Genomic DNA, 19,987 nt, shown 5'->3' on the forward strand with positions numbered 1-19,987 from the left:
CACATTGTGTGCCAACGTGGCCATGACGGTAGGGAAAGCTTTTGTCACGTGTTGTGAGCGCGCCATAGTTTCGACCTAAACCAGGTTTTATTTTCCAGTATTGACAACGATCTATCGACACGACCAAAAGTCGCTTGTAATGTTCTCTCAGGGTAACTATTTTCAGCGCGAGGCGCTGCACAAGGACGACCATGACAGGACCACACAACAAGCGATCCGGCATGACGCTGGCAAATCTGCGCATCGGAAAACGGCTAGGACTGGGCTTTGGCCTGATCTGCATCATGCTCGTCGTGATGATCGTACTGAGCAATGCAATGCTGGCCCGTACCAATGCAGGCACCGCCGAGATCGTCAACGAGCGCATGCCGCGCATCGCGCTGACCACCCAGATGCAGGACCGGATCAACGATATTGCGATTTCGCTGCGCAATATGATCCTTAGCGAAAGCGGCTCCGATCACCGGCGCCAGGTCAAGGACATCATGGCCGCGCGCGCTGCGATGGACGGCATCCTGGTCAAGCTGCGGGCATCGCTGCACAACCCGAAAGCGCTCGAGCTGCTCGCCCAGATGGAAAAGGAAACCACGCTCTACAAGGCCGGGCAGGACGCCATGATCAAGCACCTGGAGGCCGAGGAAGTCGACGAGGCGCGCGCGCTGCTCGGCGAAGACCTGGGCCCGCTGCTGATGCGCCTGAAGCGGGCAACGGCCGACCAGACCGCGCTGCAGGTCGCGATCGCGAACGAGGCCGCGCGCGATGCTGCCATTACCTACCGCAACACGAGCGTGATGATGTGGGGCCTGGGCGGCGTTGCACTGCTGCTGTCGGTGCTGGCGGCGTGGGCCATCACGCGCTCGATCACGCGGCCACTGGCGCGGGCGTTGGATGTGGCCCACACGGTCGCTGCCGGTGACCTGACCAGTCGCATCGAGGTGACAACACGTGACGAAACGGGCCAGTTGCTGCAGGCGCTCAAGACCATGAACGAGAACCTGGCGCGCACTGTCGGCACCGTGCGCGTGGGGACGGACACGATTGCGGTGGCGGCAGCCGAAGTGGCGGCGGGCAGCCACGACCTGTCGATCCGCACCGAGCAGCAGGCGGCGGCGCTGGAAGAGGCCGCGTCGTCGATGGAACAGCTGACGGCGACCGTGCGTCAGAACGCGGACAATGCGCGTCAGGCCAATGTGATGGCGGGCCTGGCCTCGACCGTTGCATCGCGCGGCGGCGACGTGATCGAGCAGGTGGTCGGTACCATGGATGGCATCAACGCATCGTCGAACAAGATCAACGACATCATCGGCGTCATCGACGGCATCGCGTTCCAGACCAATATTCTGGCCCTGAACGCGGCAGTCGAGGCGGCGCGTGCGGGTGAGCAGGGCAGGGGTTTCGCGGTCGTGGCGGGCGAGGTGCGCAACCTGGCGCAGCGCTCGGCAGCAGCGGCGCGCGAGATCAAGGGCCTGATCCAGGATTCGAGCGGCAAGGTCGCCGAGGGCGGCAAGCTGGTGGCGCAGGCTGGCCAGACCATGCGCGAGATCGTCGACAGCGTGCGCAGCGTGACCGACATCATGACCGAGATCAGCGCAGCGAGCCTGGAGCAGACTGCCGGCATCGAGCAGATCAACCAAGCCGTGACGCAGATGGACGAGGGCACGCAGCAGAATGCGGCGCTGGTCGAGGAAGCGGCCGCGGCAGCAACATCGATGCGCGAGCAGGCGGCCCTGCTGGCGCAGGCGGTGGCGGTGTTCCAGATCGACGGCGAGCAGATGCAGGATGCGTCTGCGGCAGCGAGAGCGCCGGCGCCGGTGACGGCGCTGGTAACGGTCACGCCGGCCCGGACTGTCCCGGCGCCTGCCCCGGACGTGACACCGGCACCTGCGCCTGCGCCTGTACTCGCACCGCGCAAGGCAACCGCATCGGCCAGGGCACCAGCCAAACCGGAGACGACGTCTGGTGCTACGCCGGTAGCGGCCGGGGACTGGGAAGAGTTCTGAGTTCGGGTTGAGTTTGGCCGCTTCGACGGCCTCGGGATCGACAACGGCAAGCTGCGGCTTGCCGTTTTTTTATACCGTCAACCAACACATGTGCCAATAAAAAAGTGCGCATCGTCCAGGATTCATGGCGATACCGCTGGCTTTGCCATTTCGTTAGCGTGCATGCATCGTTATAGTCCGCATTAAAACTTACTCTTATTGCCGAAAAGAAATATCACACAAACTAACGGCCTTGAAAGTAAGCTCATGGAACACGCAGTCAACGATCACGAAGTGCTCTCTTTCCGCCTCGGCAAGGAAGAGTACGGCATCAGCATCCTCAATGTGCAGGAAATTCGCGGCTACGAGGCGCCGACGCGTCTGGCCAATGCGCCGGATTTTCTGAAGGGCGTCATCAATCTGCGCGGGCGAATCGTGCCGGTGGTCGACATGCGCATCAAGTTCGGCTTTGCCAATCCTTCGTATGACAGCCTGACGGTCGTGATCATCCTGAACATCGGGCAGCACGTGATCGGCATGGTGGTCGACAGCGTCTCCGAGGTCGTCACCCTCGAAGCGGACCAGATCCGGCCGGCACCTGCGATGGGCTCGCTCGATGCCGGTTACCTGCGTGGCCTTGGCACGGTCGGCGAACGCATGCTGATCCTGCTCGATATCGACGCCCTGATGCAATCCGACGAACTCGGCCTCGTGCCGTCGCTGCCGCTGGCTGCCTGAACCTTTCGCCGAAGGAGCAATTCCATGAAACTCAGTAATCTGAATATTGCATCACGCCTGTCCCTCGGTTTCGGCATCGTCGGCGTCATGCTCGTTGCGATGATCATCATGAGTAATGCGTCGCTGCTGCGCGTGAACAATGGCACCAAGGATCTGGTCGAGCACAGGATCCCGGCGATCGAGATGAGCAACCGGCTTGAAGGACAGATCAACGTCATCGCCATCGCACTGCGCAACATGATGCTCAATGCCGAGCCGACCGACCGCCAGAAGCAGGTGGACGCCATCGGCAAGGCGCGTACGACGATCACCGCGACGCTGACCGAGATCGAACCGGTGCTGGCGAGTCATCCGGAGGAGCTGGCCATTCTGCGGACCATGCAGGGCGCGAGCACCAGCTACCTGACCGGTGTCGGTGAATTGCTGGCCCTGATCAATGCGGGCCAGGAAGAGCCCGCCAAAACCTACCTGACCAACGAATTGCGCCCGCGCCTGGCCAAGCTCAAGGAAGCAACTGGCGCCGAACTGGCCCTGCAAAAAGACCTGGCCGCGAAAGCCGCAGCAAGCGCTGCAGCAACCTACGACAGCACGATGTGGCAAACCTGGGCCCTGGGCGGCCTGGCGCTGGCATTCGCGGCCCTGGTGGCTACCTTGATCACGCGTTCGATCACGGTGCCTGTGCGCCGCGCGCTGGAAGTGGCCAATACCGTTGCCGCCGGCGACCTGACCAGCCGCATCGACGTCACCACGCACGACGAAACCGGTCAGCTGCTGCAAGCGCTCAAGACCATGAACGAAAACCTGGCGCGCACCGTGGGTGCCGTGCGGATCGGCACTGATACCATCGCAGTTGCCGCCAGCCAGGTGGCGGCGGGCAGCCAGGATCTGTCGGGCCGCACCGAGCAGCAGGCCGGCGCGCTGGAAGAAACCGCGTCGTCGATGGAAGAACTGACATCGACGGTCAAGCAGAATGCCGACAATGCGCGTCAGGCCAACAAGCTGGCCGAGACCGCGTCGAACGTGGCTGCGCGCGGCGGTGAAGTGATTCACCAGGTCGTCGACACGATGGACCAGATCAACGCATCGTCGAGCAAGATCAGCGACATCATCGGCGTCATCGACAGCATCGCGTTCCAGACCAATATCCTGGCGCTCAATGCAGCAGTGGAAGCGGCCCGTGCGGGCGAACAGGGGCGGGGCTTTGCGGTCGTGGCCAGCGAAGTGCGCAATCTGGCGCAGCGTTCGGCGGCGGCAGCCAAGGAAATCAAGACCCTGATCGGGGACTCAAGCAGCAAGGTTGCCGACGGCAGCAAACTGGTGGCGCAGGCGGGCACCACGATGCAGGAGATCGTCGAGAGCGTGCGGCGCGTGACTGACATCATGACCGAGATCAGCGCAGCCAGTGTCGAGCAGACCGCAGGCATCGAGCAGATCAACCAGGCAGTGGCACAGATGGACGAGGGCACGCAGCAGAACGCGGCGCTGGTCGAAGAAGCGGCAGCGGCATCGGCGTCGATGCAGGAACAGGCGGCAATGCTGGCTGCGACAGTGGCCGTGTTCCGGATCGATGCGCAGATGGCCGATGCGGCGCCGGCGGATGTCGGTGTCGTGCGTGCAAAACCGGCGCCGGCCCCGGCACCGGCAGTGAAGAAGGTTGCCATTGCCCATGCAAAGCCGGCACCAATGCCCGCACCGGCACGGGCACACGCCAAGGCCCACGTCGCTGCGGATGAGTGGGAAACGTTTTAAGCAGCACCGATTCTGCATGCCCGGATGACGGGTGAAGAACAAAACGGCAAGCCGCAAGGCTTGCCGTTTTTTTATTGCTTGGCCTGAGTGTTTGGTCGGCTGTTATCGTGGGCGATACATGATGCTACCTGGCATGACCGCATGACCGCATGACGGCGTGACCCCGTAGTCCGTAGTCCCATAGTCCGATGACTCCGTGGCCCGGCGATTCCAACACACCATGACGCCGTACGCCACGCACTCCCTCTGAAACCGGTACGCTATTCGAGCAAGCCAACGCATCCCCTATTTAACGTTGACAGCGCCAACCGGCAAACCGCAGACGTAAAAAAACGGCAGACCCAGAGGTCTGCCGTTTTTTTTACGTCCGTCCCGCGTCAGGCGACATGCGCCCGATGCGAAGGAGCGTCGCTTAGAACGAGTGACGCACGCCGACGTTGTAGACCTGTGGGTCTGCGCCGAAAGCGGTTGCTGGCAGTGCCAGCGAGCCGGCTGGCGAGGTCAGCGAGAACACGCCGTTGTTGTTGTTACGCAGTTTTGCGTACGATGCGTACACGTTGGTGCGCTTCGACAGGGTGTAGCTGTAGGCAACGGTGACTGCTTTGCCTTCTGCACCGCTGGCCAGTTCTTGCTGCTGGTAGTTCAGGAAGACGCGGTTGGCGCCGAAGCCATACGACACGCCGGCGTTCTTCTGCTCGTACTTGGCGCTTGGCAGGATGCCGGTTTCCGGATCAGCAGCCATGTAGCCAGCGCGCACTTCGAAGTCGCCGAACTTGTAGCCGATACCTGCGTTGTACTCTTTGTCGTCGCCGGTCGCCAGGCGCTCGACGTTCTGGTAACCAGCGCCGATGTACAGGCCAGCGTTCGCGTATTCCAGCGAAACGCCGGTCACGTCGCCCGATGGATCGATGCTGCGCTCACCGGCGCCGTAGGCAGCGCGCAGGGTGAAGCCGCTCAGAGCGTTGCTCTGGTAGTTGACCGAGTTCGACAGGCGACGGGTCAGGCGGTTGGTGCCAAAGCCTGCCAGGTTCGAACCGTAGAAGCCCTGGCCCAGGGTGTCCGATGCGGCTGCAACGGCGGCGATCGGGCCGTATTCACGACCGACGGTCACGGTACCGAAGGCGCCTTGCAGGCCCACGACAGCGCGGCGCTGGAACATGTTCGAATCGGTTGCGCCGGTATCGACGGCAACAGCGGCTTCGATGTTGAACAGTGCCTTCAGACCATTGCCCAGGTCTTCGGTACCGCGGAAGCCGATGCGGCTGGCCGATTGGGTACCCGACGACACGACGGTGCGGCTGCTCTCGCCAGGCGCATCGTTGTTTTCAACGCCGATCGACGCATCGACCATACCGTACATGGTGACGCTGGTTTGGGCTTGGGCGACGAGTGGCAGTGCCGACACGAGGGCGATGGCAAGAATTTTGTGCTTCATGGATGAATCTCCAGTGTTTGTTTGTGAAATAGCCTAGTAATCATGACATGCCCGACGGACATCTGTCACCGGGTTCGCCCAAGCAGAATTGTCACGATAGCGGCCGGAATCGACGCCGGCCGGCGCGCGATTCAACCTGCTTTTCATAGGAGAATTGGGGTATCTGGCGGCCCCTCGGATGACGCAAACAGGCGCCGGGATCGCTGAAAAATATTGCTGAAAATCAATTCAAGCCGTTGCAGAGACGCCACATTTTCGGCCTTGACAGCTGCTGCAATGCGCAATAACGGTGCATACGTGCTGTGCCGACGCGACGGTGCAGCAGGGAAGGACGGGGCTGAATAGCCGTGCCGGGCATCCAGGCAGCGCCGGAATCGTCACTTTTTTGCACCGCAGTAGTGCATGACTGATGTTGACGCCGACGGGCCGGTGACGCTGCCGACCGGCCCGCCCAGGCGTGCATGCTACGATCACGGCGTCGTCGACCAACCTCTCTCTATCAAGGATCACCTCAACGTGCAAACCGGTATCACGCAAGCGCCATTCGGCCAATCGCCAGACGGCGGCGCCGTCACGCAGTTCACGCTCACCAATGCCCATGGCATGGTGGCCAGGATCATCGACTTCGGCGGCATCATCACCGAACTGCACGCGCCCGATCGCGAGGGCAGGCTGGCCGACGTGGTGCTGGGTTTCGACACGATCGGCCCTTATTGCAGCGACAGCCCGTACTTTGGTGCGCTCATCGGCCGCTACGGCAACCGCATCGCCAAGGGATGCTTCACGCTCGATGGCGTACAGGTCCAGCTGCCGGTCAATAATGGCAGCAACCATCTGCACGGTGGCGCTGGCGGTTTCGACCGCGTCCTGTGGCAGGCGACGATCGATGGCGACAGCCTGCGCCTTGCCTATCGCAGCGTCGACGGCGAAATGGGTTATCCGGGCAACCTCGATGTCACTGTGGTCTATACACTCACGGATGCCAATGAACTGGTCGTGCGTTTTCACGCCGTGACCGACAAGGCCACGCCCGTCAACCTGACGCAGCACAGCTACTTCAACCTGGCCGGCGACGGCGACATCCTCGGTCACCACCTGACCATCGATGCCGACCGCTTCGTGGCGATCGACAGCGAATCGATTCCAACGGGCGAGCTGGCGCCGGTCGCCGGCACGCCGTTTGATTTTCGCCAGCCGCATCCGATCGGCGAGCGGCTCGGGCAATCTGACGAGCAACTGCGCCACGGCAGCGGCTACGACCATAATTTTGTCCTGAACAAGCCGCAAGGCAGCGCGCTGACGCGGGCGGCGCGCGTGAGCGAACCCGTCTCCGGACGGGTGCTGGAATTGTGGACGCAGGAACCCGGCGTGCAGTTCTATAGCGGGAATTTCCTCGATGGTTCGCTAGCCGGCAAGGGCCGCCACTACGGGCACCGCAGCGGCTTGTGCCTGGAGCCGCAGCATTTCCCCGATTCGCCGAACCAGCCGCAGTTCCCGAACGTGATCCTGCGCCCGGGTGAGGTCTACGCCACCGAGTCGCGCTTTCGATTCCTGACCGAGGGAGCATGATGCAGGTGCTGACCGACACCCGGCACGAGCTTGGCGAATGCGTGCTGTGGTGCGAGCGCACCGGCCGCCTGCTGTGGACGGATATTCCGGCCGCCACGCTGTGGGTGCACACGCCGGCAACCGGCCGCACGGCCAGCTGGCCCATGCCCGAGCGCCTGTGCTGCTTCGCGCTGACCGGGAGCGATGACCGCTTGCTGCTGGGGCTGGCGTCCGGCCTCGCGTTCTTCACCTTCTCGAGCGGCAGGGTCACGCGCATCTGCGACGTCGAATCCGACATCCCGTCCACGCGCCTGAATGACGGCCGCTGCGACCGCCAGGGGCGCTTCGTCTTCGGCATGTTCAACCAGGCCGAACAGCCGAAGGACGCGCTGGGCGGTTTTTATCGGCTGAACCTCGACCTGTCGCTCGAGCGTCTGCTATTGCCCAATGCCGCCATTGCCAACAGCATCTGCTTCAGTCCTGACGGGCGCCGCATGTATTTTGCTGACTCGGCGCAAAAGGCAATCCTGTACGCCGACTACAACCCGTGCAGCGCTGAAGTAGGGCGGGTGCACACGTTCGTCGCGGCCGATGCCGTGCCGGGTGAGCCGGATGGCGCGACGATCGATGCCGATGGTTACCTGTGGAGCGCGCGCTGGGGCGCCGGCATCGTCGCGCGGTTCGCGCCCGATGGCCGGCTCGATCGGACGGTACCGCTCGCCGCGCCGCAACCAAGCTGCCCGGCGTTTGGCGGTGCGGACCTGGCGACGCTGTTCGTCACCAGTGCCCACGTGGGCATGAGCGACGGCGAGCGCGCCGCCGCGCCGTCAGCGGGCGCGCTGTTCGCGCAGGCGCTCGCTGTGCGTGGTCTGCCCGAGTCACGCTTCCTGCATGCCTGACCGGACCGCGCCAGTGGCCAGCAACTAGAGCATTTTCACCCAGTTACCCTTGTAGAGAATCGGTCCGGTCGGCCCGCCGGCGCCGGGCGAACCGCCGCGCGGTTCGAGCGACACGGCCAGCGTGGCGATGTCGTCGCCGATCGCGCTGCCGGTCAGGGGCAGCTCGATCGCGCCTTCGGGTGGGATCACGCCGAGCGAACGGGGCGCCCCTTGCTTGGGAACGGCCCACAGTTGCAGCGACTTGTCGGCAGCGACCGGTGCGTTCTCGACCAGGCGCGCCGTGAACACGCGGCGCTGGCTGTCGGCGGTCAGCAGCAGCGCCGTGCGTGCCTTCTCATCGATGAGCGTGGCCACCAGGTCGACCTGCGGCGCCTCGACCAGTGTCGAGCGCAGCACGCCCACCATCAGCAGCGTCGCGGCCAGTGACGCCAGGCTCAGCGAACGCCAGAATGTCAGCGACTCGGTGCGCCAGAACTGCCAGGCCGCGTGCGCACGTTGTTGCGCCTGACCCAGGCCAAGGCGGCGCTCGATCGCGCGCCATACCTGGGCACGGGGAGTCTGCGCGCCCGCAAATTCGGCCATCGGCATCAGGCGCTCCTGCCATTCGGCAGTCAGGCGCTGCAGCGTTGCATCGTCGCGCAGATAGCGTTCGAAACGCCGGCGCGCGCCGCCCCTGAGCGTGCCGAGGACATATTCGGCCGCCAGCTTGTCGCACAGTTGCGGATTGTTGCGGATATTCATGCTCGTTCGCCTTTAACCAGGCAGGTCTTGAGTCGCTCCAGGCTGCGGCGGATCCAGGTCTTGACGGTACCGATCGGGATCGCCATCTGCTGCGCCACCTCGCTGTGCGACAAATCATGGAAGAAGGCCAGGCCAACGACTTGCCGGTGCGCCCCTTCGAGCAACGACATGCAGTAGGCCAGCGCCTTCGCATCATGGCTGATGAGCAGCGCGTCGATCGGCGTGGCGCGCGGATCCTGCAGCGCCGCCATGATCTCGGCATCGAAGACGGGGCCGTCGATGTCGAGGTCGTGAGCGCAGCGGCGCAGCAGGTCGAGCGATTTGTTGCGCACGATCGTCGTCATCCACGTCATGGGCGCGGCCAGGTGGCGCTGGTAACCGGCTGCGCCGTTCCAGATTGCCACAAACCCGTCCTGCAGTGCTTCTTCAGCCAGTTCGCGCTTACCTAATATACGCAGCGCGTAGCCGAACAGTTTCGGCGAAATGGCGTCGTACAACGCGCGAAAGGCCGCCGCGTCACTTTGTGCTGTGCCGTGCAGCCAGATTGCCAGCTGGTCGGGATCGGGATGAAGGGTATCTGGCACTGCCATCCTTGGACGTTGTGTGAGTGAAATATCTGCTGGTATTGACAATATCATATCGCCCCGCGCGTGCCCGCACGGCTGGGGCGGCAGACGGTGTCGAACTATTTCTTACATTTTTTTAAATAGTTGAAACCGATTCAATCGTGCGTCAGTACAAGCTATACGCGCTGCATCAGCGGTGGCAACCAGGTTTCCTGGCTGACATACCCGAGCAGACGCCAGCCCATTTACTTGATCGCATCAACCGGAGACTCACCATGACAGACACGAATGTGACATTGGCACTGCTCGACTCACGCAAGGAAAAGCTGGAAAAGCGCCGCTCGTTCTTTAAGAACGTCGGAGGGATCAGCGTCGGTATGGTTGGCGGTACCTTCCTGTCCGCCTGCGGCGGCTCGGTCAAGGACGCCATTGCGCAGGCAGCGCAGCCGACCGATATCGACATCCTCAACTTTGCGCTGAACCTCGAGTATCTCGAAGCGCAGTTCTATTCGTACGCGGTGTTCGGCACCGGTCTGGCAGCGAACCTGACAACCGGCACCGGCACGCAAGGCGCCGTGACGGGTGGGCGCGCAGTCGCATTCAAGGATCCGCTGGTCGCGCAATACGCCAAGGAAATCGCGCAGGATGAAATCGCGCACGTTGGCTTCCTGCGCGCAGCGCTTGGCACGGCAGCTGTGGCCCAGCCCGCCATCGACATCGGCGGTACCGATCCGAACGGCGCGTTCTCGAACGCTGCCCGCGCGGCCGGTTTGGTGGGTCCGGGTGTCGCGTTCGATCCGTATGCCAGCGATGAAAACTTCCTGCTGGGCGCGTTCATCTTCGAAGACGTCGGTGTGACCGCGTACAAGGGCGCCTCGCCGCTGATCACCAACAAGACCTTCCTGGAAGCGGCAGCCGGCATCCTGGCAGCCGAGGCGTACCACGCGGGCATCGTGCGCACCGTGCTGTACACGAAAGGCTTGTCGGCGCCATCGCTGCGCACCGCGGCCACGGCAATCTCGAACGCGCGCGACAGTCTCGACGGCTCGACCGATGTCGATCAGGGCATCGTCAACGCGACCGACAGCAGCGTGTCGAACATCGTCCCGCTCGACAAGGACGGCATCGCCTTCAGCCGCACACCGGGCGACGTGCTCAATATCGTGTATCTGACCAAGGAATCGGTCACGATGGGCGGCTTCTTCCCGCGTGGCGCGAATGGCGTGCTCAATATGAGTTCTGCTTACGTCTGATCGCTGGCGGTACCCGGCGATGCGGCCTGCTGCATCGCCTTGACGGGACAGTGCGTTGCCAACCGGCGCCCGCCGGCGGCATGCGCAGTGTTCATCAGGATTGTGGCATCCCCGCCACGCGCCATCCTGGGCGCATGCCTAACGGGCGCGGTCCCGTTTGGTTGCTCGATATAATCGCCCCAACAAGAATAGGTTGGCGGCGATGCAGTAAAGCAGGACAAGATGTTCAGGGTTTCAAGCTCGCCAGCCTTGCAAGAACCATACTGGGTATTCCTGATGAGTAATCTGAGCGGCTTCATGCCGATGGTCGATGGCAGTCCCGCACTTTCCGGCGACCGCACCGGACCGGACGCGCCTGCGCCAGTCGTGGCCGCGCCATCTGCACCGTTCGAGCCCGCGCTGTTCGAGCCTGCCACTTGGCCGGATGGCCTGCACGCCATCGCCGACCTGATTCAGGCATCGCGTTTTCCGATGTTTCTGGCGATCGGGCGCGAGCTGCGCCTGTTTTACAACGACGCCTATTCCGACCTGCTGGGCGACAAGCATCCGGCGGCGCGCGGCGCGCCGTATGCCAGCGTGCGCCCCGAGCTGTGGGACCGCATGCGGCCGTATTTCGACGAAGTCCTGGCCGGCGAATCGGCCCAGCTCCAGCACGCACTGATGGAATTCGAGCGCAACGGCAAGCGCGAGCGGCGCTTTTTCTGCGTGTCGCTCTCGCCCGTGCGCCACGCCGGCCAGGTGGCCGGTGTCTACTGCGTGCTGACTGAAACCACGTCCGACGTACTGTCCGATTACCGCCACGCCTTCCACCAGAAGCTCGACGAAGCGCTCGATGGCCTGGATGACGCAGCCCACATCATGCGCGCAACGAGCGCCATGACCGGGCAGACGCTGGGTGTGGCGCGCGTGGGCTACGGCGAGATCGACGCTGCCGGGAGTACCGTCAGCATCGACAGCGACTGGACCAGCGGCCGCATGGCCAGCCTGGCCGGCCGCGCGCATCCGTTTGCCGTGTTCGGTCCGGCGATCATGGCCAAGCTGCGCCAGGGCCGCAGCGTACGCATCGACGATGTCGGCGGCGACGAACGCAGTGCGCCGCATGCTGCGGCGTACGACGCCATTGGCGTGCGCGCGCTGGTGATGGTGCCGATTGTCGAAGAAGGGCGTTTGTGCGCCGTGTTCTACCTGCACGAGCCGATGGCGCGCCACTGGACCGAACAAGAAGTGGCGATGGCCGAAGACGTGGCGCGCCACACGCGTGAAGTGGCGCGCCGCTCGCGCGTCGAAGAACACCTGCGCGACGAGAGCCGGATCCTGGAAACGGTCAATCGCGCCGGACGCGCGCTGGCATCGACGCTCGACCTGAATACACTGGCGCAGTCGATCACCGACGCCGGCGCCGAACTGAGTGGTGCGCGTTTCGGTGCGTTCTTCTGCCACACCGGGAGCCTGGGCGACCCGTTGCAGGTGCCGCTGCACGAGCAGATGCGCCTGTACGCGCTGTCGGGCGCGTCGCGCGAGCAGTTCGATCAGCTCACGCCGCCGACGGCGGCCATCTTCCGCCCGCTCATTGAGGGCGGAGCGCCGGTACGCAGCGACGACATCACGCGCGATCCGCAGCACGCCGCGCTGGTGGCCGACGGCACGCCGCTGGCGCAGCTGCGCGTGCGCAGCTACCTTGCGGTGCCGGTCGTGTCGCAGTCGGGCAAGGTACTGGGCGGCCTGTTCCTCGGCCACCCGGCGCCGGCCATGTTCACCGAGCGCACCGAGCGCATCGTCGCCGGTCTGGCCGCGCAAGCCGCCGTGGCCATGGACAACGCGCACCTGTATGAGATCGCGCAGACGTCCGCGCTCGAACGCGATGCGCTGCTGCAGAGCGAGCGCCTGGCGCGCGTGCAGGCCGAGCGCCTCAGCCACACCAAGGATGAATTCCTGGCCATGCTCGCGCACGAGCTGCGCAATCCACTCGCGCCGATCAGCAGCTCGGCCAGCTTGCTGAGCCTGCAGTTCGCGAACGAACCGCGCATCTGCCAGACCAGTTCCATCATCAGCCGCCAGGTCAAGCACATGAGCCGCCTGATCGACGATCTGCTGGACGTCTCGCGCGTCACGCGCGGGCTGGTCAAGCTCAAGCTGGCGACGGTCGATTTCCGCGATGTGGTGAGCGGGGCGCTCGACCAGACCCGCCCGCTGGTGCTCGAAAAATCGCACCACGTGACGGTGCAGCTGCCCGACACGCCCGTGTACGTGCGGGGCGACCTGACGCGCCTCGTGCAGAGCGTGGCCAATATCGTCGGCAACGCCGCCAAGTACACGCCCAAGGCCGGCACGCTGGCGCTGCGCCTGGTATGCAGCGACGGGCGCATGACGCTCGAGGTGCGCGACAACGGTTCCGGCATGCCGCCCGACCTGGTGCCCAATGTGTTCGACCTGTTCACGCAGGGCGCGCGCACGCTGGCCAGATCGCAGGGCGGGCTGGGGCTGGGCCTCACGCTCGTCAAGCGCCTGGTCGACCTGCACAATGGCGACGTCACCGCGCACAGCGACGGCGTCGGTTGCGGCAGCACCTTCACACTGTGCCTGCCGTGCGTGAGCGCGCGCGCCGACCATGACGCCGACGATGCGCCGCCGTCCGAGGTCGACCCGGTACGCGCCGCACTGGGCCGCCAGTTGCGCGTGCTGATCGTCGACGACAACACGGACGCTGCCGACAGCCTGGCTACGCTGCTGCAGGTGCAGGGCCACGCCACCGCCGTCGAATACGACGCCGCGTCGGCCCTGCGCCGCGCGCGCATCGAGCATCCCGACGTGATGCTGATCGATATCGGCCTGCCCGACATCGATGGCTACCAGCTGGCATCGAGCCTGCGCGCGCTGCCCGAGATGGCCGCCACGGTGCCGGTGGCCGTGACCGGCTATGGTCAGGCCAAGGATCGCGAACGTGCGCTCGAGGCCGGCTTTGTCCACCACCTGGTCAAGCCGGTCGACATGACGGCGCTCGTGCGGATCCTCGAATCGAGTGCGTCACTGGCGGCGCAGGCCGAGGCAGCGGCCGTACCGTCCTGAGTGTTGCTTTCGGCTACGCTCAGCGATGGCGGGAGTATGATGGTGCTCCTGTCAATGAAAGGATGAGCATGACCGAATTCGTCATCACCGCACCCGAGACGGCGTCCGTGGCCGTCGCCGGTTCCAGCGCGCGCTTCCCGGTGCGCCGCGTGTTCTGCGTGGGCCGCAACTACGCGGCGCATGCGCGCGAAATGGGCAGCGACCCGAACCGCGAACCACCGTTCTTCTTCACCAAGCCGGCCGATGCCGTCATCCCGGCCAGCGGCGCGGTGCCGTATCCGCCGTCGACGAACGACCTGCACCACGAAATCGAACTGGTCGTGGCACTGAAGGCGGGTGGCAAGGACATCGACGCGACGCAGGCGCTCGAGCTCGTTTGGGGTTACGGCGTGGGCCTGGACCTGACCCGGCGCGACCTGCAGGCGGTAGCCAAGGACGCCGGCCGGCCATGGGACATGGCCAAGGGCTTCGACGCGTCGGCCCCGTGCAGCGCGCTGCATCCGGTCAGCGACGTGGGACATCCGGCCCAGGCGCGCATCTGGCTGGAAGTAAACGGCACGCTGCGCCAGGAAGGCAACCTCGATGAAATGATCTGGCCGATCGCCGACGTGATCGCGTCGCTGTCACGCCTCGTGACGCTGGCGCCGGGCGACCTGATTTATTCTGGCACCCCGTCCGGTGTCGGCGCGCTGCAGCCGGGTGACCGCGTGCGCGGCGGCGTCGACGGTGTCGACACGTTCGAGCTGACCATCGCGCCACGCTGATCGGCCGTCTCTGCAGAATCTGTGTTCTGCATCAACATGTGCGAAATTTGATACGCTAGAGATATCGGCGCACGTGGGGAGGTAGCAATGACACAGGTTGCATTGATTGCCGTACACGGCATGGGCGAGACCTTGCCCGATTATGCCGACGGCCTGATGGCCGGATTGCGTCGCCGTCTGGGTACGCTGGCTGGTCAGGCCGTCATGCGTTCGGTCTATTACCAGGGCATCCTGCACAATAACCAGCGCATGGTCTGGGACCGTACGGCGGCCACCGGCCAGGTGCGTTACGCCGCATTGCGCAAATTCGTTCTGTATGGCCTGGGCGACGCCGCCGGGCTGGAAAACCGCAAGGAAGATCCCGGTTCGGTCTACGAGCAGGCGCAGGGCGACATTGCCACCACGCTGCTGGCGGCGCACACCGTGATGCCCGGCATGCCGGTCGTGTTCGTCGCGCAGTCGCTGGGCGGCCAGGTGCTGTCGAGTTATCTGTACGATGCGCAGAAGGCGGCCGCTGGCAAGCCGGTCGGCGCGGGCATCTGGCGCGATATCGATGCCTGGGCCGGTGTTGCGCTTGGCCGCCCGCTGACAGCAAGCGAACTGGCCTTCATCGGTGGCGCCACCTGCGCCGGGCTGGTCACGACCGGCTGCAATATCCCCATCTTTGTCGCCGCGCACCAGGAAATGCACATCATCCCGATTGCGCCGCCGACGTCGCTGTTCAAGTGGATCAACTTCTACGATCCCGACGACGTGCTGGGCTGGCCGCTGCAGCCGTTGTCAAACGGCTACCACGCACTGGTCGAAGACCGCGCGATCAATGCCGGTAACGGGGTGGGGGACTTGTTGCTGCGCAGCTGGAATCCGCTGGCGCACAATACCTACTGGGACGATGACGCGGTACTCGACGCCATCGCCGCGATGCTGCGCCGCCTGGCGGCGTAGCAGCACTGTCACGCTGCTACTGTTACGCCGCCAGTGCCGGCACCTTGCGCGCTGCCAGGACCGGACGCATCCGGCCGCCTGATTCACCCAGCTTGAATGCAGCCGCCACCTGCGCCAGTTGCGCAGCCTGCTCCTGCATGCTTGCTGCCGCAGCGGCGGCTTGTTCGACCAGCGCCGCGTTCTGCTGCGTCACATGGTCCATCTGCGTGATCGCTTCATTGACCTGATTGATGCCCACACGCTGCTCCTGCGTGGCGCTGGTGATCTCGGACATCATGTCGGTCACGCGCGCCACGCTGGCCACGACGTCGTCCATCGTGGCCCCGGCCTGCTGCACGAGCGCCGTGCCGGCATTCACCTGCGTCATCGAGTCGCCGATCAGGCCCTTGATTTCGCGCGCCGCACCGGCCGAGCGCTGCGCCAGGTTGCGCACTTCGGACGCCACCACTGCAAAGCCGCGGCCCTGTTCACCGGCGCGCGCTGCTTCCACGGCGGCATTCAAGGCCAGGATATTGGTCTGGAAGGCGATGCCGTCGATCACGCCGATGATGTCGACGATCTTGCGCGCCGAGGCGTCGATCGAGCCCATCGTGTCGACGACTTGCCCGACGATGGCGCCGCCGCGCGCCGCGACATCCGAGGCCGTTTTTGCCAGGCCATTGGCCTGCACCGCATTGTCGGCATTCTGGCGCACGGTGGCGGTCAGTTCTTCCATCGAGGCAGCGGTTTCTTCGAGCGAGCTGGCCTGCTGTTCGGTGCGCGCCGACAGGTCGAGGTTGCCGGCTGCGATTTCGCTCGAGGCGGTCGAGATGGCATTGGTACCTTGCTGGACTTGCGAAACCACCCGCACCAGCGAGCCGTTCATCGTTTGCAGCGAGCGCATCAGGTCACCGACTTCGTCTTTCGGGTAGGTCGCGAACTTGTGGCCAAGGTCGCCCGACGCTACCGTTTCGGCGACATCGAGCGCGGCGTCCAGTGGCCGCGTGATGCTGCGCGTGACCAGCACGGCAGCAACTGCGCCGATCAGCGTCGAGAGTACCGCCAGCAGCAAGACCAGTCGGGTGCTGCGCTCGTTGGCCGCCTCGATCGCCAGCGCCGTCTGGTCGATGCTCTTGCGCTGGATCTGGAGCAGGCTCTGGACGCGGGCGCCATACGCAGCGGCAGCTGGGGCGAATACCTGCTCATAGGCCTGTTCCGCCGCCGCCGCGTCGCCCGACGTGCGCGCGTTCATGACGGTTTCCTTGGCTTTCTGGTAGGTCTTGCGCAGGACGAGGATGTCCTCCAGTGTCGCTTTTTCTTCGGGCGAATCGAGCAGGGCTTCGACTTTCTTGAGAATGGCCGTGGTATCGGTGACGCTGTCCTTGATCGGCTTGGCGAATACCGCTGACAAGGTGCTGTCGGTGCTGCGCGCGATCAGGGACGTGCGGGCGATGGCCGAATAGGTCAGCACGTACCAGTCCGAGACCAGCCGTTCCTTGGTCAATGGCTTCTGCATCATCTGCTGGGTGGCTTCGGCGCTGCTGCGGGTGGTGTAGAGGGCGAACGAGGTGCCGGCCAGCGACAGGAAGAGCATCGTGGCAAAGCCGACTGTGAGACGTGAACCGATACGGAGATTTTTTAACACGATGTCATCACTTGAAGAAAGGATTGAACGCCTGGGAAATGCCTTGCGGCAAGTATCAACCCTTTAAATCTCAAATGAAATAGCAAGAAGACAGTATGTTGTAATGACGCAGCACAAACCTGGTGCTTTATGCCTGACGGGTCAGTTTGAACAGCGTACGGATATCACCGGCCACGGCACCACGTGCGTTCTTGATCAAAGGCTGGCGGTAGCGTTCGAGCAGCTCGCGGCGCGCCGCGTTCAGCAGGCCCAGCTGGTCCAGCACGGCGTACACGGTCGGGTGCAGCGCGCGCACATTGCCATCGGTGATCTTGATCGCGATGCCGACCCCGGCCGAGCGGATACCGATCGCCTGTACGGCGTCGGCGCCGATCTTGGTGACCCAGTCGCCGCCACCCGCCGTCATCCAGTGCAGATCGGTACGCTCCTCGCCCGAAACCAGATCGGGGCGGGCGATCATCGCATCGCGCAGCGTGCCCATCGCGCCGCCCAGTTGCGGGTCTTGCGGGCCGTGTGCCAGGCGCGCGTACAAGTGCGCCAGGCGACTGAGCGGCATCGCGTAGTTGGGGGCGGAACAGCCGTCCAGGCCAACTGGCATTGCTTCGGGCGCCATGCCGATGGCATCGGCCAGCGTGCCGCGCACGGCTTGCTGCAGCGGGTGCGCGCGGTCGACGTAGTTCGCAGTAGGCGCATCGTGCAGGCGGCACCAGGCCAGGAAGCCACTGTGCTTGCCGGAGCAGTTGTGATGCAGCGGCGTCCAGTGCGCGTCCAGCGGGGGCTTCTGACCCGTGAACTCGTAGTGCAGCGGCACCGCGCAGCCGCATTCGAGGTGGCCGGGGTCGAGCCCGATCTTGTTGAGGATCGAGCTCACGCCGTCGAGGTGCTTGGCTTCGCCCGAATGGCTCGCGCACAGCAGCGCGACTTCGTCGCCCGAGAGCGCGAAGCGCGCCGGACCGTCGGCCAGGATGAACGGCAGGGCCTGGAACGGCTTGAGTGCCGAACGCGTGAAGGTCGGGTAATCCGGGTCGCCGGCAGACCATAACAGGCGTCCGCTTGTGTCGACGACGGCGACCGATCCGAGGTGCACGTTCTCGATCACGTTACCGCTGTCGGGGTAGCCGCGCGTGGTCGCGGCGAGGGGAATGACTGGCATGGGAGAGGGTGAATTCGGGTTCAAGGAACCCTACTGTACGACATACGTACGGAATGCAGACACACAGTTGAAACAAGGCGCGCTTTCATATATGCACCTCCCGTTCACCCCACCGATTGCGCACTTCATCGCGCATTTCCGGCGCTTGATGCGCCTGGCGCTTGAACGGGTTTTGCGGCTCGCTAGACTGGTTTCATCGTCAGGCAACGAAGCGCTGGCGACACGGACTTCTCTGCCACCGATCTGAAAGGAATTTCCATCATGCGCCTCTCCCAACTTGCCTTGTTCGCCGCCGCCGCTGTCGTCTCGCTGACCAGCGCCGCCCAGCCGGTGACTGCAACCAGCCCTGACGTCGTCAACGTGCAGGCCGCGCAGCCAAAGAAAGTCTATGTCGATCCGCTGATGTACCAGCGCATGCAGGGCGCCTACAAGCTCGACGACGGGCGCACGCTGCACGTGACCGGCAAGGGCCGCAAGCTGTACGCGGATCTGGGTGACGGGCCGCAGGAAATCGTCCACGTGGGCAGCGACCGCTTTGAGGCGGTCGGCAAGGACCTGAGCGTGCGCTTCGACGGCGGACCGTTCCCGCACACGGTGCATCTCAGGGACGATGCCGGCCGGGTGCTGGCGTCAAGCCAGCGTTGAGCCGAAGCGGCCGGCCTGGTAGTCGGTGATCGCCTGTGCGATTTCATCGCGGGTGTTCATGACGAATGGCCCGTGCGAGACGACCGGTTCGCCGATCGGATCGGCATGTCCGAATAACAGCAGCGAGCCGGACTCGGCGACGATCTCGAGTGTGTCGCCCTCCGTGCTCAGCTCCACCAGTTGGTAAGCGTTGGCGAGATCGCCGTGGTGACCCACGCCGATGCGTCCACGCACCACATACAGCAGCACGTTGCGACCTTGCAGGCCGGTGATGCGCAACCGGCCACCGGCCTGCATCGCGACCGTGCTCATGAACACGCCGGTCAGCGACTGTACCGGGCCCGTGCTGCCATCCCATTCGCCTGCGATCAGGTTCAGCGTCACCTTGCCATCGTCGAGCGATAACGCGGGAATGCGGTCCTGCTGCACGCCGGTGTAGGCGGGCGCCGTCATCTTCAGGTGCGACGGCAGGTTGACCCATAACTGCAGGATCTCGAGCGGGCCGCCCGTCTCGAGAAACGCGCGCGGCGAGACTTCGGCGTGCACGATGCCGCTGCCGGCCGTCATCCACTGGATGCCACCGGCGTGGATCACGCTTTCGTGGCCGGCGCTGTCGCGGTGGGCCAGCATGCCTTCGACGATGAAGGTGACGGTTTCGAATCCCCGGTGCGGATGCGGGCCGAACGGCAGGCCGCGGTTGTGCGGGCCATAGGTTTGCGGGCCGTGGTGATTCAGGAACAGAAACGGATCGATCTGGTCGAGCTGGGGCGAAGGCACGGGGCGCTGCGTGAGCAGGTCGCCGATATCGTCGCGCAGCGCGGCGTGCGTGCGCAGGAAAGTCTTGTCGGTCATGGTGAGGATGTTGTTGAGTGGCGATGCGTA

Annotated in this window: 16 protein-coding genes; 10 read left to right on the forward strand and 6 right to left on the reverse strand. The window is 64.4% G+C overall.

Annotated elements, in window-relative coordinates; genetic code table 11:
• Positions 1-191 precede the first annotated feature (191 nt).
• The 3 genes from AC56LY_RS02775 to AC56LY_RS02785 all read left to right on the forward strand — a co-directional run bounded on the left by AC56LY_RS02775 (position 192) and on the right by AC56LY_RS02785 (position 4,466).
• The gene (locus AC56LY_RS02775) at positions 192-2,000 is read left to right on the forward strand and encodes a methyl-accepting chemotaxis protein (protein WP_499576388.1); all 1,809 of its coding nucleotides are present in this window, start codon (positions 192-194) and stop codon (positions 1,998-2,000) included.
• A gap of 246 nt (positions 2,001-2,246) precedes the next feature.
• Positions 2,247-2,717: a chemotaxis protein CheW gene (locus AC56LY_RS02780; protein WP_482897760.1), complete on the forward strand. Its 471-nt coding sequence runs from the start codon at positions 2,247-2,249 to the stop codon at positions 2,715-2,717.
• Between the two features lie 24 nt (positions 2,718-2,741).
• Entirely contained in the window at positions 2,742-4,466 is a 1,725-nt protein-coding gene (locus AC56LY_RS02785) for a methyl-accepting chemotaxis protein (protein WP_499576391.1), read from the forward strand.
• Positions 4,467-4,878: 412 nt separating this feature from the next.
• Here AC56LY_RS02785 and AC56LY_RS02790 read toward each other — a convergent pair whose 3' ends face one another.
• Positions 4,879-5,901: a porin gene (locus AC56LY_RS02790; protein ID WP_499576393.1), complete on the reverse strand. Its 1,023-nt coding sequence runs from the start codon at positions 5,899-5,901 to the stop codon at positions 4,879-4,881.
• Positions 5,902-6,417: 516 nt separating this feature from the next.
• On the opposite strand from AC56LY_RS02790, the gene AC56LY_RS02795 reads away from it, so the two are divergent.
• Together AC56LY_RS02795 and AC56LY_RS02800 are read left to right on the forward strand one after the other, a co-directional pair.
• Positions 6,418-7,470 carry an aldose epimerase family protein gene (locus AC56LY_RS02795; protein ID WP_499581927.1) on the forward strand — a complete coding sequence of 351 codons (1,053 nt, stop codon included), beginning with the start codon at positions 6,418-6,420 and terminating at the stop codon, positions 7,468-7,470.
• Complete coding sequence (locus tag AC56LY_RS02800; RefSeq protein ID WP_499576396.1) at positions 7,467-8,348, forward strand: SMP-30/gluconolactonase/LRE family protein; 882 nt, start codon at positions 7,467-7,469, stop codon at positions 8,346-8,348. The genes AC56LY_RS02795 and AC56LY_RS02800 overlap by 4 nt, the downstream gene beginning before the upstream one ends.
• 24 nt (positions 8,349-8,372) lie before the next feature.
• Here AC56LY_RS02800 and AC56LY_RS02805 read toward each other — a convergent pair whose 3' ends face one another.
• Both AC56LY_RS02805 and AC56LY_RS02810 read right to left on the reverse strand, forming a co-directional pair.
• Positions 8,373-9,089 (reverse strand): anti-sigma factor, encoded by a 717-nt coding sequence (locus tag AC56LY_RS02805; RefSeq protein ID WP_499576399.1) that lies wholly within the window; start codon positions 9,087-9,089, stop codon positions 8,373-8,375.
• On the reverse strand, positions 9,086-9,679 hold the full coding sequence (locus tag AC56LY_RS02810) for a sigma-70 family RNA polymerase sigma factor (RefSeq protein ID WP_499576401.1): 594 nt from the start codon (positions 9,677-9,679) through the stop codon (positions 9,086-9,088). The genes AC56LY_RS02805 and AC56LY_RS02810 overlap by 4 nt, the downstream gene beginning before the upstream one ends.
• Positions 9,680-9,930: 251 nt before the next feature.
• Between AC56LY_RS02810 and AC56LY_RS02815 the strand changes: the two genes are divergently transcribed.
• From AC56LY_RS02815 to AC56LY_RS02830, 4 genes are all read left to right on the forward strand, one after another.
• Complete coding sequence (locus AC56LY_RS02815; protein ID WP_499576403.1) at positions 9,931-10,908, forward strand: ferritin-like domain-containing protein; 978 nt, start codon at positions 9,931-9,933, stop codon at positions 10,906-10,908.
• A 276-nt stretch (positions 10,909-11,184) separates the two neighbouring features.
• Positions 11,185-13,974 carry a GAF domain-containing protein gene (locus AC56LY_RS02820; protein WP_499576406.1) on the forward strand — a complete coding sequence of 930 codons (2,790 nt, stop codon included), beginning with the start codon at positions 11,185-11,187 and terminating at the stop codon, positions 13,972-13,974.
• Positions 13,975-14,042: 68 nt separating this feature from the next.
• Positions 14,043-14,738, forward strand: coding sequence for a fumarylacetoacetate hydrolase family protein (locus AC56LY_RS02825; RefSeq protein ID WP_499576408.1), 696 nt, complete (start codon positions 14,043-14,045; stop codon positions 14,736-14,738).
• A gap of 87 nt (positions 14,739-14,825) precedes the next feature.
• Complete coding sequence (locus AC56LY_RS02830) at positions 14,826-15,683, forward strand: hypothetical protein (protein WP_499576411.1); 858 nt, start codon at positions 14,826-14,828, stop codon at positions 15,681-15,683.
• 22 nt (positions 15,684-15,705) lie between these two features.
• Here the strand turns inward: AC56LY_RS02830 and AC56LY_RS02835 are convergent, their stop codons facing one another.
• Together AC56LY_RS02835 and AC56LY_RS02840 are read right to left on the reverse strand one after the other, a co-directional pair.
• A complete protein-coding gene (locus AC56LY_RS02835; protein WP_499581928.1) occupies positions 15,706-17,256 on the reverse strand; it encodes a methyl-accepting chemotaxis protein in 1,551 nt (516 codons plus the stop codon).
• Positions 17,257-17,434: 178 nt separating this feature from the next.
• On the reverse strand, positions 17,435-18,460 hold the full coding sequence (locus tag AC56LY_RS02840; RefSeq protein WP_499576414.1) for an asparaginase: 1,026 nt from the start codon (positions 18,458-18,460) through the stop codon (positions 17,435-17,437).
• A 261-nt stretch (positions 18,461-18,721) separates the two neighbouring features.
• On the opposite strand from AC56LY_RS02840, the gene AC56LY_RS02845 reads away from it, so the two are divergent.
• The gene (locus AC56LY_RS02845; RefSeq protein ID WP_499576418.1) at positions 18,722-19,105 is read left to right on the forward strand and encodes a hypothetical protein; all 384 of its coding nucleotides are present in this window, start codon (positions 18,722-18,724) and stop codon (positions 19,103-19,105) included.
• Here the strand turns inward: AC56LY_RS02845 and AC56LY_RS02850 are convergent.
• Entirely contained in the window at positions 19,091-19,957 is an 867-nt protein-coding gene (locus AC56LY_RS02850) for a pirin family protein (RefSeq protein WP_499576422.1), read from the reverse strand. The genes AC56LY_RS02845 and AC56LY_RS02850 overlap by 15 nt on opposite strands.
• Between the last annotated feature and the right edge of the window lie 30 nt (positions 19,958-19,987).

Source organism: Telluria sp. ZT3P25, assembly GCF_059685895.1.

Coding starts and splice junctions, on each gene's coding strand:
- AC56LY_RS02775 (WP_499576388.1), top strand. CDS start 192: ATGACAGGACCACACAACAAGCGATCCGGCATGACGCTGGCAAATCTG.
- AC56LY_RS02780 (WP_482897760.1), top strand. CDS start 2,247: ATGGAACACGCAGTCAACGATCACGAAGTGCTCTCTTTCCGCCTCGGC.
- AC56LY_RS02785 (WP_499576391.1), top strand. CDS start 2,742: ATGAAACTCAGTAATCTGAATATTGCATCACGCCTGTCCCTCGGTTTC.
- AC56LY_RS02790 (WP_499576393.1), bottom strand. CDS start 5,901: ATGAAGCACAAAATTCTTGCCATCGCCCTCGTGTCGGCACTGCCACTC.
- AC56LY_RS02800 (WP_499576396.1), top strand. CDS start 7,467: ATGATGCAGGTGCTGACCGACACCCGGCACGAGCTTGGCGAATGCGTG.
- AC56LY_RS02805 (WP_499576399.1), bottom strand. CDS start 9,089: ATGAATATCCGCAACAATCCGCAACTGTGCGACAAGCTGGCGGCCGAA.
- AC56LY_RS02810 (WP_499576401.1), bottom strand. CDS start 9,679: ATGGCAGTGCCAGATACCCTTCATCCCGATCCCGACCAGCTGGCAATC.
- AC56LY_RS02815 (WP_499576403.1), top strand. CDS start 9,931: ATGACAGACACGAATGTGACATTGGCACTGCTCGACTCACGCAAGGAA.
- AC56LY_RS02820 (WP_499576406.1), top strand. CDS start 11,185: ATGAGTAATCTGAGCGGCTTCATGCCGATGGTCGATGGCAGTCCCGCA.
- AC56LY_RS02825 (WP_499576408.1), top strand. CDS start 14,043: ATGACCGAATTCGTCATCACCGCACCCGAGACGGCGTCCGTGGCCGTC.
- AC56LY_RS02830 (WP_499576411.1), top strand. CDS start 14,826: ATGACACAGGTTGCATTGATTGCCGTACACGGCATGGGCGAGACCTTG.
- AC56LY_RS02835 (WP_499581928.1), bottom strand. CDS start 17,256: ATGCTCTTCCTGTCGCTGGCCGGCACCTCGTTCGCCCTCTACACCACC.
- AC56LY_RS02840 (WP_499576414.1), bottom strand. CDS start 18,460: ATGCCAGTCATTCCCCTCGCCGCGACCACGCGCGGCTACCCCGACAGC.
- AC56LY_RS02845 (WP_499576418.1), top strand. CDS start 18,722: ATGCGCCTCTCCCAACTTGCCTTGTTCGCCGCCGCCGCTGTCGTCTCG.
- AC56LY_RS02850 (WP_499576422.1), bottom strand. CDS start 19,957: ATGACCGACAAGACTTTCCTGCGCACGCACGCCGCGCTGCGCGACGAT.